Source organism: Pseudomonas khavaziana, from assembly GCF_019145205.1.
Taxonomy (GTDB): Bacteria; Pseudomonadota; Gammaproteobacteria; order Pseudomonadales; family Pseudomonadaceae; genus Aquipseudomonas; species Aquipseudomonas khavaziana.
The window spans coordinates 224,101-237,942 of the sequence record NZ_JAHSTT010000002.1 but is presented as its reverse complement, the minus strand read 5'-3'; the positions used below and the strand labels follow the sequence as shown (position 1 = coordinate 237,942).

Here is a 13,842-nt window from a genome sequence, read left to right as displayed (position 1 = left end):
AACACTTATGCTTATTATGCGTTTGACTGCATCACGGCCCGCGCTGCCTTGAGTTTTTTCAAAATGTAGGTGTAGCGTCTTTCAATATTGTCCATACGAGCCTCTTCAGTCGATGGCTCGGATGAGTCAGCAGGCACATAAGGATCGTACTCGAATTTATGACGTTTGGTTAAGTCCGGCAAATGCTCTTCCATTATGTCCATCCTTTCCTCAAGGTTGTCCATACGTTCCTCTGGAGTAGCATCTGGCGCGTCGTCGATATCCTCGAAAGCACTGCCGTCTTTACCTTCGCTGAGAAAAGACATCATGACGGTGGCAAACTCAAGTGAGTTTTTAGCACCTTTTAGCCGAGCATCCATTATTTGTTCCTGCGTCGCGGAAGGATCTACAGTGCCAATCGTACCGTCCTCGTTCTGCACTGTTGCTCCAGGCATTTCAGCCTGTGCCGCCTCTTTTTTACGGAAGTAGTCAGACGTGATCTGCTCTCCTACATTAAAGAAAGAGCTGACGCCGTTGTTTACAGTTGAAGTTATCAAGGTATTCATGAAAGTGCCTGCCGGTGAAGAAGGTGAAGGCGGGGGTGGCGGCAGATTGATATTATCTTGCAACTTAGTGAGTGTATCGTTGTTACTATTTGGGTTACTCGCTGTATTAGGCTTTACTGGTCTGCTTGCGTTATTTCCAGATCCGACGGGCTCACTTGTTTGCGGCTTATCGCTTGTAGGCTTAGGCTTAGACTTTGTAGTTGTAACCGGCTTAGTTTTAACCGGTGTAGTTTTAACTTGTGTAGTTTTAACTGGTGTAGTTTCAACCTCCGTAGGTGTATCCTTTGTATTTTTACTCCCCTTAGCTTTGACCGACTTTTTAACTTTCCCGGCTCTTCCATCGCTTCCAAGGCTCAGCGCAGCGGCCTCCTCAGAAGTGAGGCTATTAGCAACAGCGTTATCCGCACGTCTGTTTTTAGCATTTATCTCTTCAGGCGTTGCAGCAGGGTATTTAAAGGCCTTCTCGTTAGCCAAACTTGATTCAGATTCAACGTTGGAGCGGTCTGGGGCTAACTCAGCGTGCCCCGAAGCCGGGGAACCGCTTTCTTGCGTCTTTTTCTGTTCGGGTAGCAGGTAAGAAGACGGAACTGAAGCCTGATCAACTTTCATATATACACCTCTAGAAATACGTTTAGAGAGCGCATTCCTTGCTATCTCGCGCTATATGTGTCAATCGTCAGAATTTGGTTCCAAATCAATCGAATAATTTTAAAAAAACCGATGTCGTTCGGCCTGATACAACCTCGACCGCGATTCTCGCAACAATGCAATAAGCTTCTACTTTTGCGCCCGCGAATTTCCCTGCCAAAACAAAAATGGGCACGCCAACCCAGTCGGCGTACCCATTTTTTTTTCCGCCCGCCTCCCTTCGAGACGGCCTCACTAGTTACGGGTTGACGCTATCCTTGAGCGACTTGCCCGGCTTGAACGCAACGGTGTTGCTGGCCTTGATCTTCACCGGCTCACCGGTTTGCGGGTTCTTGCCGGTGCGGGCGCCACGGTGGCGTTGCAGGAAGGTGCCGAAGCCAACCAGGGTAACGCTGTCCTTGCGGTGCAGGGCGCCGGTAATTTCTTCGAGAACGGCGTTGAGTACGCGGTTGGCCTGCTCTTTGGTGAGGTCTGCTTTTTCAGCGATGGCGGCTGCGAGATCTGGTTTACGCATATGAAGCCTCTTTGACGGTTTTTTGTTGTTATGTCCGTGCTGCTCTCTGTTGGAGCAGCGCCCAAGGCGCCGCAGGCTCTACTCTGCGGCAGACGGGAGTGAGGATGGCATGCCATCGGGCGCCGCGCCAGTCTCGCGGCGACCTTTCTCGGGGCTTGAACGTGCTGATTCCGACAGAACGACCGGTATTTACGCCAGCAGTGGAGGAAGTTCTTTGTTCAGGGCCAGTTTTTCCATGACTGCGCTGCCGGTCAGCGCGTAACCCAGCAGGCGACCGCTGGCGTCGCGGCACAGGGCCTTGATGTCGGCGCCCTGCCCTTCGACGCTCCATGCGCCTTCGGAGCCCCGTGGCGCAGGTGATACCACCAGCGGGCAGATCGGGGTTTTCACCGTGATCGGCATTGGCCCGTAGCTTACAGCCGTGGCGTTACCGGCCAAGGTTTGCGCCAGGGCGCGAGCGCAGCTCATGAGCGGCATCACGTAAAGCAGGTTCAGGCCATCGACCTCGGCGCAGTCGCCCAGGGCATAGATATTGGCATGAGAGGTCTTGAGGTGGCGGTCCACCATGATCCCGCGATTGATTTGCAGGCCGGCCGCGGCGGCCAGGTCTACGCGAGGGCGCAGGCCGATGGCGGACACCACCAGGTCGCAGTGGATCACTTCACCGTCCGACAGGTGTGCCTCAAGGCCATCAGCCGTGCGTTGCAGGCGATTGAGCACCGGGCCCAGGTGGAAACGCGCCCCGATGCCCTCCAGCCCGGCCTGCACCGCCGCAGCCGCCGCCGGGTGCAGCAAGGTCGGCATGACCTGCTCGCACGGAGCAACCAGGTCGATTTCATAGCCGCCGAGGATCAGGTCATTGGCGAATTCGCAGCCGATCAGGCCAGCGCCAAGCAGCAGTACGCGACGTTTGCCGGCAGCGGCGGCGCGGAATCGTGCGTAGTCTTCCAGGTCGTTGATCGGGAAAATCAGTTCAGCCGCATCGCCTTCGACCGGTACACGCACAGTTTCTGCGCCCCAGGCCAGGACCAGGTCGCGGTAGGCCACCGCTTCCTCGCCGATCCACAGGCGCTTGTGGCCCGGGTCGATGCCGCTGACACGTGTGTGGGTGCGCACTTCGGCCTTGAGCTGCTCGGCCATGGCGCCGGGCTCAGCCATGCTCAGGCCATCGGCTTCCTTGTTCTTGCCAAAGCCGGTGGAGAGCATGGGCTTGGAGTAGGAGCGCCCGTCATCCGCGGTGATCAGCAGCAATGGGGTCTCGCTGTCGAGCTTGCGAAACTCCCGGGCCACGTTGTAACCGGCCAATCCTGTGCCGATGATCACGACAGGTGCGTTCATTCCTTTCTCCTTGTAGTACGTGTCTTAAACTAAGAATTAGCCGATTTCGATCATTTCGAAATCCATTTTGCCCACGCCGCAGTCAGGGCACAGCCAGTCTTCCGGGACGTCCTGCCACAGGGTACCCGGAGCGATTCCGTCATCCGGCCAGCCGTCTTTTTCGTCATAGATCAGGCCGCAGACTACACATTGCCACTTCTTCATTACTTGCTTCCTCAGGGTCAGGCATCTTGGCCGGCGGTCGGTGGATCCAGCGTTGCCGCACGGCTCAGGGCGTTTTGTACTGATCGGGGCCGGCAGATGCAAGCACGATCGGCTCAAACGGCCGGTTTGGCGCGGCAAATGTTCAGGGTGCCATGGTAAGCTCGCCGCCTCTTTTGCTGCTAATACTGACTCACCGTGCCGCACTCAATCGCCCTTCCCGATGCTGGCCAATGGCTGACCCAGAGCCTTCTGAGCCCCTTGCCCATGCCCCTGATCCTCAATTGGCTGTTTGACGAAGGCTCGCTGACGCGACGGCTGACGTGGCTGTCCAACGACGGTTTCAGCGTGACGCCGCTGTTCGAAGGCTGGCAGCCATTGCGCGATGATGAATGCGCCGCCCTGGGCCTGGCCCAGGCCAGTGTCGGCTGGGTGCGTGAGGTGTATTTGCGTGGGCATGACCAGCCGTGGGTATTTGCCCGCAGCGTGGCGGCACGCAGTGCCTTGCAGGGCGACGGCCTGCATATGGACGAGCTGGGTAGCCGTTCGCTGGGCGAGTTGCTGTTCTGCGACCACGCTTTTACCCGCCAGGCCATCGAGGTGTGTCGCTATCCACGCCCATGGCTGCCAACAGAGGACCAGACCGACGGCTTGTGGGCGCGCCGCTCACGCTTTGACCGCGGATCGCTGAGCGTGCTGGTGGCGGAAGTCTTCCTGCCGGGTTTCTGGCACGCGCTGCATGACCATCCGGAGAACTGCTGATGTATCAACGTCTGCTCAAGTCCCTGAACCGCCTGAATCCCAGGGCCTGGGATTTCATTCAGTTGACGCGCATGGACAAGCCGATCGGCATCTATCTGCTGCTATGGCCGACGCTATGGGCGCTGTGGATCGCCGGCAAGGGTTCGCCGTCTCTGCTCAATATTGTGATCTTTGTACTCGGTGTAGTGCTGACCCGCGCCGGCGGCTGTGTGATCAATGATTGGGCCGACCGCAAGGTTGACGGCCATGTGAAGCGCACCGAGCAACGCCCACTGGTGAGCGGCAAGATCAGTTCGAAAGAAGCATTGGTGTTTTTTGCCGTGCTGATGGGCATCAGTTTCCTGCTGGTGCTGCTGACCAACGCCACTACTATCCTGCTGTCCCTGGGCGGCCTGGCGTTGGCAGCCAGCTACCCGTTCATGAAGCGCTACACCTATTACCCGCAGGTGGTATTGGGTGCGGCGTTTTCCTGGGGCATGCCGATGGCATTTACCGCAGAAACCGGCCACCTGCCCGCTACGGCATGGTTGCTGTATATCGCCAATCTATTGTGGACGGTGGGCTACGACACTTATTACGCGATGACCGACCGCGATGACGACTTGAAGATTGGGGTGAAATCCACCGCCATTCTGTTTGGCGATGCTGACCGGGTGATCATCCTCACGCTGCAAGGGCTGTCACTGGTGTGTCTGTTACTGGCCGGTGCACGGTTCGAGCTGGGCGGGTGGTTCCAACTAGGGTTGTTGGCGGCGGCGGGCTGTTTTGCCTGGGAGTTCTGGTACACCCGTGATCGGGACCGTATGAAGTGCTTCAAGGCGTTTTTGCACAACCATTGGGCGGGGTTGGCGATTTTTGTCGGGATTGTGGTGGATTACGCAGTTCGGTAGTGCAGGACTGACGCCATCGGGGGCCAGCCCCCGATGGATCCAGCAGCGCAGCAGACTTAAGGCTTGATGATGTGCCAGGCGCCACCCTTGCCATCCCCGGTCTTGTCCCCGGCCTTCTTGTCGTCCTTGTAGGTGTAGACCGGCTTGCCTTTGTAGGCCCACTGGCTGGTCTGATCGTCACGGGTAATCACCGTCCAATCGCCGGTCTTCGTATCTGTGGATTCAGCTTTTAACGGTGGCCAGTTGGTCGCGCACTGGTCCTTGCACACTGACTTGCCATCAGCATCCTTATCGAAGGTGTAGAGCGTCATGCCCTTGTGATCCACCAGCAGACCACCTTGGGTCATCGCCGGCTCTGCCGCAAACGCCAAGCCCGGCAGGGTCAACACCGCCGTAACCAGCAGGGCTTTCCAGGAAACAGTGCTGTAAGTCATCGGAACCTTCCTTTTGTGGTTGTCAGGATTCGGACCCAAAGGGTAGACCAGAGTGCCATGAATTGCCCAAGCGACTAAATTACTGTCACACGACTGCAATAATTCCGTTATCTAATGCGGCGCAAGACAGTTAAATGACAAGAGGATTTTAGGCATGGTTGGCAGGAGCATTCTGATTGTTGACGACGAAGCGCCCATTCGCGAGATGATCGCCGTCGCGTTGGAAATGGCCGGCTATGACTGCCTGGAGGCGGAGAACTCCCAGCAGGCCCACGCCATCATCGTCGACCGCAAGCCGGACCTCATCCTGCTCGACTGGATGCTGCCCGGCACCTCGGGTATCGAGCTGGCCCGACGCCTCAAGCGTGACGAGCTGACCGGAGATATCCCGATCATCATGCTCACCGCCAAGGGCGAAGAGGACAACAAGATCCAGGGCCTGGAAGTCGGCGCCGATGACTACATCACCAAGCCGTTTTCCCCACGGGAACTGGTCGCACGCCTGAAAGCCGTGTTGCGCCGAGCCGGCCCGACCGATGGCGAGGCGCCAATCGAAGTCGGCGGCCTGCTGCTCGACCCGATCAGCCACCGCGTGACCATCGACGGCAAGCCCGCCGAGATGGGCCCGACCGAATACCGCCTGCTGCAATTTTTCATGACCCACCAAGAGCGCGCTTACACCCGTGGCCAATTGCTGGACCAAGTGTGGGGCGGCAACGTTTATGTGGAGGAGCGCACCGTTGACGTGCATATCCGTCGCCTGCGCAAAGCCTTGGGCGATGCCTACGAGAATCTGGTACAAACCGTGCGCGGTACCGGCTATCGGTTTTCCACCAAAAGCTGAGCCAGCCCCCCCCTCTCTTAACAGCTGACAAGGACGCATGTTTAAGTGAACCAGAACTGGCATGGCACCCTGATCCGCCACATGCTACTGCTGCTCACGGCTTGCCTGCTGGTGGGCCTGGTCAGCGGCTATTACGGCTGGAGCCTGGCTGCCGGCATCGCCCTGTACCTGGGCTGGACCCTCAAGCAATTGCTGCGCCTGCATGAATGGCTGCGCCAGCACAAACCCGACGAAGCACCGCCCGATGGCTACGGCCTGTGGGGCGAAGTGTTTGACAGCATCTACCACCTGCAACGCCGGGACCAACGGGTCCGCGGGCGCTTGCAAGCGGTGATCGACCGGGTGCAGGAATCTACCGCCGCGCTCAAGGACGCGGTGATCATGCTCGACAGCGACGGCAACCTGGAATGGTGGAACCGCGCCGCCGAGACCCTGCTGGGCCTCAAAACGCCCCAGGACAGCGGCCAGCCGGTGACCAACCTGGTGCGCCACCCGCGCTTCAAGGAATACTTCGAGCAGGACAACTACGAAGAAGCCCTGGAAATCCCCTCGCCTACCAATGACCGCGTACGCATCCAGCTGTACCTGACGCGCTACGGCAACAACGAACACTTGATGCTGGTGCGCGACGTCACCCGCATCCACCAGCTGGAACAGATGCGCAAGGACTTCGTCGCTAACGTCTCCCACGAGTTACGCACGCCCTTGACGGTGATCTGCGGTTATCTGGAGACGCTGCTGGACAACGTCGACGAGATCAACCCGCGCTGGAGCCGCGCCCTGCAGCAGATGCAGCAGCAGGGGTCGCGCATGCAGACCCTGCTCAACGACCTGCTGTTGCTGGCCAAGCTCGAGGCCACTGATTACCCCTCGGATAACCAGCCAGTGGCCGTACACAGCTTGCTGCAGACCATCAAGAACGACGCCCAGGCCCTTTCCGGTGAACGCGGCCAGCAGATCAGCCTGGAAGCCGACCCACAGGTGTTGCTCAAGGGCAGCGAAGGCGAGTTGCGCAGCGCGTTTTCCAACCTGGTGTTCAACGCGGTGAAGTACACCCAGGACCAGGGCAATATCCGTATCCGCTGGTGGGCCGACGAACAGGGTGCGCACCTGAGTGTGCAGGATTCCGGCATCGGCATCGACGCCAAGCACCTGCCGCGCCTGACCGAACGTTTCTACCGCGTGGATTCCAGCCGCAACTCCAACACTGGTGGCACCGGGCTCGGCCTGGCCATCGTCAAGCATGTATTGTTGCGCCATCGGGCACGCCTGGAAATCAGCAGCGTGCTTGGACATGGCAGTACGTTTACCTGCCACTTTCCGACGACGCAGGTCACGCGTTCGCGGCTCGCCGGAAATGATGAATAACTTAAATATTGCACAAAACCAACTGTGGGAGGGGGCTTGCCCCGATAGCGGTCAACCAGACACAGATGTGCTAATTGACACACTGCTATCGGGAGCAAGCCCCCCTCCCACATCGGATTTGTATGCTTTTGGAGAACAGGTTCCAAGCCCGCCCGGCAGCAGGCACTAGGCAAGCGCGCCGTCAGCCGCTACATTGGCCGACTTGCGCCTGCTTTTCAGGCCCGCCTGCCATCCCTTATTGAACACACGGAACCTGCAAAACCCCATCATGGACCCTTCCCCTGGTATCACCCTCGCGACACTCTTCGCCGATTTCGGCATGATTCTTTTTGCACTGGTCCTGGTACTGCTCAACGGTTTCTTCGTTGCGGCGGAATTCGCCATGGTCAAGCTGCGCGCCACCCGGGTCGAGGCCATCGCCCACAAGAACGGCTGGCGCGGGCAGATCCTGCGCACCGTACACAGCCAGCTCGACGCCTACCTGTCGGCCTGCCAGCTGGGTATCACCCTGGCTTCCCTGGGCCTGGGCTGGGTCGGTGAGCCAGCTTTTGCGCACATCCTGGAGCCTATGCTCGGCGCCATCGGCGTGCAGTCGCCGGAAGTGATCAAGGGCGTGTCGTTCTTTGCCGCCTTCTTCGTGATTTCCTACCTGCACATCGTGGTCGGTGAGCTGGCGCCCAAGTCCTGGGCGATTCGCAAGCCCGAGCTGCTGTCGCTATGGACGGCGGTGCCGCTGTACCTGTTCTACTGGGCGATGTACCCGGCCATCTACCTGCTCAACGCCAGCGCCAACGCCATCCTGCGCATCGCCGGCCAAGGCGAGCCTGGCCCGCACCATGAACACCATTACAGCCGCGAAGAACTCAAGCTGATCCTGCACTCCAGCCGTGGCCAGGACCCGAGCGACCAAGGCATGCGCGTACTGGCCTCGGCAGTGGAAATGGGCGAGCTGGAAGTGGTCGACTGGGCCAACTCCCGGGAAGACTTGGTAACCCTGGACTTCAACGCCCCGCTCAAGGAAATCCTCGCGCTGTTCCGTCGCCACAAATTCAGCCGTTACCCGGTATATGACGCGGTCCGCAATGAGTTCGTCGGCCTGTTGCATATCAAGGATTTGCTGCTGGAACTGGCCGCCCTGGACCACATCCCCGAATCGTTCAACCTGGCCGAACTGACCCGCCCGCTGGAGCGCGTCTCGCGGCATATGCCGTTGTCGCAACTGCTGGAGCAGTTCCGCAAAGGCGGCGCGCACTTCGCCCTGGTGGAGGAAGCCGACGGCAAGATCATCGGCTACCTGACCATGGAAGACGTGCTGGAAGTGCTGGTGGGGGATATTCAGGACGAACACCGCAAGGCCGAACGCGGCATCCTCGCCTACCAGCCGGGCAAACTACTGGTGCGTGGCGACACGCCGTTGTTCAAGGTGGAACGCCTGCTGGGCGTCGATCTGGATCACATCGAAGCCGAAACCCTGGCCGGGCTGATCTACGACACGCTCAAGCGCGTGCCGGAAGAGGAAGAAGTGCTGGAAGTTGAAGGCCTGCGGATCATCATCAAGAAGATGAAAGGGCCGAAGATCGTGTTGGCCAAAGTGCTGCTGCTGGACTGACAGCAGGTGCGCGAACTCAATGTGGGAGGGGGCTTGCCCCCGATGGCGGAGTATCAGTCACTGCATCTGGTGTCTGACCCATCGCTATCGGGAGCAAGCCCCCTCCCACATTTTGTGTCAGGTGCCGCTGTGAGAATTACGCACCCGGCACAAAATGCTTCTGCGCCGTACCACGCGCGATCAGGCGCGAGATGTAGTCCAGCTTCTGCGCGTCCTGGTCGATAAAGCGGAAGGTCAGCTGCAGCCAATCACTATCCGGCCTGGGTTCGAAGGCGACGATGGCGTGCAGGTAGCCATTGAGGCGTGCGACTTCGGCGTTGTCACCCTGCTCAAGGTCGAGCACGGCGCTTTCCAGGACCTGGGGCAGCACTTCACCACGCCGCACCACCAGCAACGCTTCCTTGATGCTCAGGGCCTTGATCACGCATTGTTGGGTGCCACTTGAAAGGCGCAACTGGCCCTGGCCGCGACCGCCAGCCGGCGACGCTGCCGCTGGCGCTTGTACGGGTGGGTTGTTGAGCAGGCCTTTGCTGGGGGCCACCGCGACGGGAGCCGACTTGACCGCTTCGGGCTTGCCGCCGGTCAGGGCGCTCAGGGAATCGTTGCCGAAAGCCGAGTTCATCTTGGTCGGCGCGCTGGCGATCAGTGCATCGAGGCGGCCGATCTTGTGCAGGGCCTGCTTGACCTTGTTCAGCAACTGCTCGTTGGTGAACGGCTTGCTCACATAACCGGAAACGCCGGCCTGGATCGCCTGCACCACGTTTTCCTTGTCGCCACGACTGGTCACCATCACGAACGGCATGGCCTTCAGATGGGCTTGCCCGCGGCACCAGGTCAAGAGCTCAAGGCCGGACATCTCCGGCATTTCCCAGTCACACAGCACCAGGTCGAAGGTCTCGCGCATCAGGATGGATTGCGCCTTTTTGCCGTTCACCGCATCTTCGATCTTGATCCCGGGGAAGTAATTGCGCAGGCACTTCTTCACCAGGTCGCGAATGAACGAGGCGTCATCCACCACCAACACACTGACTTTGCTCATCGACCCTTTATCCTATAAAAACTTCGGCACGCAAAACGCCTGACTGATGGCATTTTGCCAAAACTCGCCAGTCACAGCGGGGCTTTTTTCACTATCGCGTTCAAATTCAGCCCGCGCAAAAAATTCGGTGCCACAAACGAAAACGCCCGGCCAAAGGCCGGGCGTTAATTTCTCGGGCAACTTACTTATCGTCAGTTTCACCCGGAACATTAGGGATTAGATCAGCAGTGCCTTCAACTTCGGCTTTCATGCGCTTGAGGCCCATGTGCCGTACGTCGGTGCCGCGCACCAGATAAATCACCAATTCCGAGATATTGCGTGCGTGGTCGCCGATACGCTCCAGGGAACGCAGCACCCAGATGATGTTCAACACCCGCGAGATCGAGCGCGGATCTTCCATCATGTAGGTGGCCAGTTCGCGCAACGCGGTCTTGTATTCGCGGTCGATGGTCTTGTCGTACTGGGCCACCGACAACGCCAGTTCGGCGTCAAAACGGGCGAAGGCGTCAAGGGCATCGCGCACCATGTTGCGCACCTGGTCACCGATGTGGCGCACTTCCACGTAGCCGCGGGGCGCTTCACCTTCTTCGCACAGCTGGATGGCGCGGCGGGCGATCTTGGTGGCTTCGTCGCCGATACGCTCCAGATCGATCACCGACTTGGAGATGCTGATGATCAAACGCAGGTCGGAGGCCGCCGGCTGGCGACGGGCGAGAATGCGCAGGCACTCCTCGTCGATATTGCGCTCCATCTGGTTGATCTGGTCATCGATCTCGCGCACCTGCTGGGCCAGGCCCGAGTCGGCCTCGATCAGCGCGGTGACCGCATCGTTGACTTGCTTCTCCACCAGCCCGCCCATCGCCAGGAGGTGGCTGCGCACTTCCTCAAGCTCGGCGTTGAACTGCGCGGAGATGTGATGGGTAAGGCCTTCTTTGCTAATCATGTTGGCGTCCTTGGAGCGTCCGGTAAGGTGCGGAGAACCGCAGCGTCAGTGCAATGAGAAGAACCACGGCATCCTAGCCGTAGCGACCGGTGATGTAGTCTTCGGTCTGTTTCTTCGCCGGATTGGTGAACAGGGTATCGGTATCGCCGAACTCCACCAGCTTGCCCATGTACATGAACGCGGTGTAGTCGGACACCCGCGCTGCCTGTTGCATGTTGTGGGTCACGATAACGATGGTGAACTTGGACTTGAGCTCGTAGATCAGCTCTTCGACTTTCAGGGTCGAGATCGGGTCGAGGGCCGAACACGGTTCGTCGAGCAGCAGCACTTCCGGCTCCACGGCGATGGTACGGGCGATCACCAGGCGTTGCTGCTGGCCACCGGACAGGCCGAGAGCCGATTCGTGCAGGCGGTCCTTGACCTCGTCCCACAGGGCTGCCCCCTTGAGGGCCCATTCAACCGCTTCGTCGAGGATGCGCTTCTTGTTGATGCCCTGGATGCGCAGGCCGTAGACCACGTTTTCGTAGATGGTCTTGGGGAACGGGTTGGGCTTCTGGAACACCATGCCCACGCGGCGCCGCAGCTCAGCCACGTCTTCGCCCTTGCGATAGATGTTGGTGCCGTAGAGGTTGATGGCGCCTTCTACGCGACAACCGTCGACCAGGTCATTCATGCGGTTGAAGGTGCGCAGCAGCGTGGACTTGCCGCAACCGGAGGGGCCGATAAAGGCGGTCACGCGCTGCTTGGGGATGTTCATGCTGACGTCGAACAGCGCCTGCTTGTCGCCGTAGTAGAGGCTCAGGCCCGGTACTTCGATGGCCACGGTTTCCTGGGCCAGGCTCAGGCTCTGCTTGTCGCGACCCAGGGCAGACATGTTGATGCCGTGAGAATGGTTTTCGTGTTGCATGGGATGCTCCCTGTGCTACCAATTTGTTGTGTGGGAGGGGGCTTGCCCCCGATAGCAGTGCATCAGGAACATGTGTGCTGGCTGGCACACCGCAATCGGGTGCAAGCCCCCTCCCACATTGAATGTGTTAGCTGTCCAGCGCCTTGTATTTTTCGCGCAGGTGGTTACGGATCCACACCGCCGACAGGTTGAGCGTGGCGATCACCAGCACCAGCAGCAACGCGGTGGCGTACACCAGCGGCCGTGCGGCTTCGACGTTGGGGCTCTGGAAGCCGACGTCATAGATATGGAAGCCCAGGTGCATGATCTTCTGATCCAGGTGCAAGTACGGGTAGTTGCCGTCCAATGGCAGCGACGGCGCCAGTTTCACCACCCCCACCAGCATCAGCGGCGCCACTTCACCGGCGGCGCGGGCCACGGCGAGGATCATGCCGGTCATCATCGCCGGGCTGGCCATCGGCAGCACGATCTTCCACAGCGTTTCCGCCTTGGTCGCGCCCAATGCCAGGGAGCCCTCGCGCACGGTGCGAGGAATGCGCGCCAGGCCCTCTTCGGTGGCCACGATCACCACCGGCACCGCCAGCAGCGCCAGGGTCAGCGAGGCCCACAGCAAGCCCGGGGTGCCGAAGGTCGGCGCCGGCAAGGCTTCGGCGAAGAACAGGCGGTCAACCGAACCACCCAATACATAGACGAAGAAGCCCAGGCCGAACACGCCGTAGACGATAGCCGGTACGCCAGCCAGGTTGTTCACGGCGATACGGATGATCCGCGTCAGGGTGTTCTGCTTGGCATATTCACGCAGGTACACGGCCGCCAGCACGCCGAACGGGGTCACGATCATCGCCATGATCAGGGTCATCATCACGGTGCCGAAGATGGCCGGAAAAATCCCGCCTTCGGTGTTGGCTTCCCGTGGGTCGTCGCTGAGGAATTCCCAGACTTTGCTGAAGTAGAAGCCGATCTTGGTCAGTGTGCCCATGGCGTTCGGCTGGTAGGCGTGCACCACTTTGCCGATGCCGATTTCCACTTCCTTGCCGTTACCGTCGCGGGCGGTCAGGGCATCGCGGTTGAACTGGGCGTGCAGGTCAGCCAGGCGCGCCTCGATGTCCTGGTAGCGGGCATTCAGTTCGGCGCGGTCGGCATCCATATCGGCCTGGGCGGCGGCGTCGAGCTTGCCTTCCAGTTCCAGTTTGCGACCGTGCAGGCGGATGCGCTCGAGCCCGGCGTTGATCGCGCCGATATCGGATTTTTCCAGGGTCTTGAGCTGGGCCGCCAGCTGATTGACGCGCGCGACCCGGGCTTGCAGCTCCGGCCACGCGGCTTCGCCTTCGGCGATGACCTTGCCATCCTGCTTGACGTTGACCAGGGTGCCGTAGAAGTTGCCCCACTCACGCCGCTCGATGGCCATGAGGTTGGTCGGCTTGGTCTGATCCTTCAACCACTCGCCGACAATCCAGGTGAAGTCGTTGCCGTTCAGGTCGCGGTTGCCGACCTTGATCAGCTCGCGGGTCATGAACTCAGGGCCTTCGTCCGGCACCGGCAGGCCAGCGCTTTTCAGGCGCTCACGCGGCACTTCTTCTTTCTGTACCACTTCGCCGATGACGATGTGGTTGGCCTGGCCCGGCACGTTGTAGTTGGCCTGGATCAGGTCGGCCGGCCAGAAGTGACCCAAGCCACGCACCGCAATCACAGCCAGCAGACCAATGGTCATGATGACCGCGATGGACACCGCGCCACCGCTGATCCAGACGCCGGGAGCGCCGCTCTTGAACCATCCATTCAGGGAGTTCTGTTTCACAG

General features: G+C 59.7%; 14 protein-coding genes. 5 read left to right on the top strand and 9 right to left on the bottom strand.

What is annotated here, in order from left to right; translation table 11 throughout:
* Positions 1–14 precede the first annotated feature (14 nt).
* The 4 genes from KVH01_RS29720 to KVH01_RS05570 all read right to left on the bottom strand — a co-directional run bounded on the left by KVH01_RS29720 (position 15) and on the right by KVH01_RS05570 (position 3,249).
* Positions 15–1,154 (bottom strand): type III secretion effector protein, encoded by a 1,140-nt coding sequence (locus KVH01_RS29720; RefSeq protein ID WP_225924063.1) that lies wholly within the window; start codon positions 1,152–1,154, stop codon positions 15–17.
* A 277-nt stretch (positions 1,155–1,431) separates the two neighbouring features.
* On the bottom strand, positions 1,432–1,707 hold the full coding sequence (locus KVH01_RS05580; protein ID WP_003195589.1) for an HU family DNA-binding protein: 276 nt from the start codon (positions 1,705–1,707) through the stop codon (positions 1,432–1,434).
* Between the two features lie 189 nt (positions 1,708–1,896).
* The gene (locus KVH01_RS05575) at positions 1,897–3,045 is read right to left on the bottom strand and encodes an NAD(P)/FAD-dependent oxidoreductase (protein WP_217880723.1); all 1,149 of its coding nucleotides are present in this window, start codon (positions 3,043–3,045) and stop codon (positions 1,897–1,899) included.
* Positions 3,046–3,081: 36 nt separating this feature from the next.
* Positions 3,082–3,249, bottom strand: coding sequence for a rubredoxin (locus KVH01_RS05570; RefSeq protein WP_003213373.1), 168 nt, complete (start codon positions 3,247–3,249; stop codon positions 3,082–3,084).
* A 195-nt stretch (positions 3,250–3,444) separates the two neighbouring features.
* On the opposite strand from KVH01_RS05570, the gene KVH01_RS05565 reads away from it, so the two are divergent.
* Both KVH01_RS05565 and ubiA read left to right on the top strand, forming a co-directional pair.
* Positions 3,445–4,008: a chorismate--pyruvate lyase family protein gene (locus tag KVH01_RS05565; protein WP_217880722.1), complete on the top strand. Its 564-nt coding sequence runs from the start codon at positions 3,445–3,447 to the stop codon at positions 4,006–4,008.
* On the top strand, positions 4,008–4,898 hold the full coding sequence (gene ubiA / locus KVH01_RS05560) for a 4-hydroxybenzoate octaprenyltransferase (protein WP_124379977.1): 891 nt from the start codon (positions 4,008–4,010) through the stop codon (positions 4,896–4,898). The genes KVH01_RS05565 and ubiA overlap by 1 nt, the downstream gene beginning before the upstream one ends.
* A gap of 56 nt (positions 4,899–4,954) precedes the next feature.
* Here the strand turns inward: ubiA and KVH01_RS05555 are convergent, their stop codons facing one another.
* Positions 4,955–5,332 (bottom strand): COG4315 family predicted lipoprotein, encoded by a 378-nt coding sequence (locus tag KVH01_RS05555; RefSeq protein ID WP_217880721.1) that lies wholly within the window; start codon positions 5,330–5,332, stop codon positions 4,955–4,957.
* Positions 5,333–5,486: 154 nt separating this feature from the next.
* Here KVH01_RS05555 and phoB point away from each other — a divergent pair, with 154 nt between their 5' ends.
* The 3 genes from phoB (at position 5,487) to KVH01_RS05540 (ending at position 9,153) form a co-directional block, all read left to right on the top strand.
* Complete coding sequence (gene phoB, locus KVH01_RS05550) at positions 5,487–6,176, top strand: phosphate regulon transcriptional regulator PhoB (RefSeq protein WP_016703132.1); 690 nt, start codon at positions 5,487–5,489, stop codon at positions 6,174–6,176.
* A gap of 81 nt (positions 6,177–6,257) precedes the next feature.
* Positions 6,258–7,544, top strand: a complete 1,287-nt coding sequence (phoR, locus tag KVH01_RS05545) for a phosphate regulon sensor histidine kinase PhoR (protein WP_264083549.1) — start codon at positions 6,258–6,260, stop codon at positions 7,542–7,544.
* A 268-nt stretch (positions 7,545–7,812) separates the two neighbouring features.
* On the top strand, positions 7,813–9,153 hold the full coding sequence (locus tag KVH01_RS05540) for a hemolysin family protein (protein WP_043048122.1): 1,341 nt from the start codon (positions 7,813–7,815) through the stop codon (positions 9,151–9,153).
* Positions 9,154–9,289: 136 nt separating this feature from the next.
* Here the strand turns inward: KVH01_RS05540 and KVH01_RS05535 are convergent, their stop codons facing one another.
* The 4 genes from KVH01_RS05535 to pstA form a co-directional block, all read right to left on the bottom strand.
* Complete coding sequence (locus tag KVH01_RS05535) at positions 9,290–10,192, bottom strand: response regulator (protein WP_217880719.1); 903 nt, start codon at positions 10,190–10,192, stop codon at positions 9,290–9,292.
* 181 nt (positions 10,193–10,373) lie between these two features.
* On the bottom strand, positions 10,374–11,135 hold the full coding sequence (gene phoU, locus KVH01_RS05530) for a phosphate signaling complex protein PhoU (RefSeq protein WP_043048127.1): 762 nt from the start codon (positions 11,133–11,135) through the stop codon (positions 10,374–10,376).
* 73 nt (positions 11,136–11,208) lie between these two features.
* Positions 11,209–12,042 carry a phosphate ABC transporter ATP-binding protein PstB gene (gene pstB, locus KVH01_RS05525; protein ID WP_034116465.1) on the bottom strand — a complete coding sequence of 278 codons (834 nt, stop codon included), beginning with the start codon at positions 12,040–12,042 and terminating at the stop codon, positions 11,209–11,211.
* A 127-nt stretch (positions 12,043–12,169) separates the two neighbouring features.
* Complete coding sequence (gene pstA / locus KVH01_RS05520; RefSeq protein ID WP_043048129.1) at positions 12,170–13,840, bottom strand: phosphate ABC transporter permease PstA; 1,671 nt, start codon at positions 13,838–13,840, stop codon at positions 12,170–12,172.
* Positions 13,841–13,842: the final 2 nt, after the last annotated feature.

Bases quoted from the DNA above. Each gene is read 5' to 3' on its own strand.
- KVH01_RS29720 (WP_225924063.1), bottom strand. From the start codon at position 1,154: ATGAAAGTTGATCAGGCTTCAGTTCCGTCTTCTTACCTGCTACCCGAA.
- KVH01_RS05580 (WP_003195589.1), bottom strand. From the start codon at position 1,707: ATGCGTAAACCAGATCTCGCAGCCGCCATCGCTGAAAAAGCAGACCTC.
- KVH01_RS05575 (WP_217880723.1), bottom strand. From the start codon at position 3,045: ATGAACGCACCTGTCGTGATCATCGGCACAGGATTGGCCGGTTACAAC.
- KVH01_RS05570 (WP_003213373.1), bottom strand. From the start codon at position 3,249: ATGAAGAAGTGGCAATGTGTAGTCTGCGGCCTGATCTATGACGAAAAA.
- ubiA (WP_124379977.1), top strand. From the start codon at position 4,008: ATGTATCAACGTCTGCTCAAGTCCCTGAACCGCCTGAATCCCAGGGCC.
- KVH01_RS05555 (WP_217880721.1), bottom strand. From the start codon at position 5,332: ATGACTTACAGCACTGTTTCCTGGAAAGCCCTGCTGGTTACGGCGGTG.
- phoB (WP_016703132.1), top strand. From the start codon at position 5,487: ATGGTTGGCAGGAGCATTCTGATTGTTGACGACGAAGCGCCCATTCGC.
- phoR (WP_264083549.1), top strand. From the start codon at position 6,258: ATGCTACTGCTGCTCACGGCTTGCCTGCTGGTGGGCCTGGTCAGCGGC.
- KVH01_RS05540 (WP_043048122.1), top strand. From the start codon at position 7,813: ATGGACCCTTCCCCTGGTATCACCCTCGCGACACTCTTCGCCGATTTC.
- KVH01_RS05535 (WP_217880719.1), bottom strand. From the start codon at position 10,192: ATGAGCAAAGTCAGTGTGTTGGTGGTGGATGACGCCTCGTTCATTCGC.
- phoU (WP_043048127.1), bottom strand. From the start codon at position 11,135: ATGATTAGCAAAGAAGGCCTTACCCATCACATCTCCGCGCAGTTCAAC.
- pstB (WP_034116465.1), bottom strand. From the start codon at position 12,042: ATGCAACACGAAAACCATTCTCACGGCATCAACATGTCTGCCCTGGGT.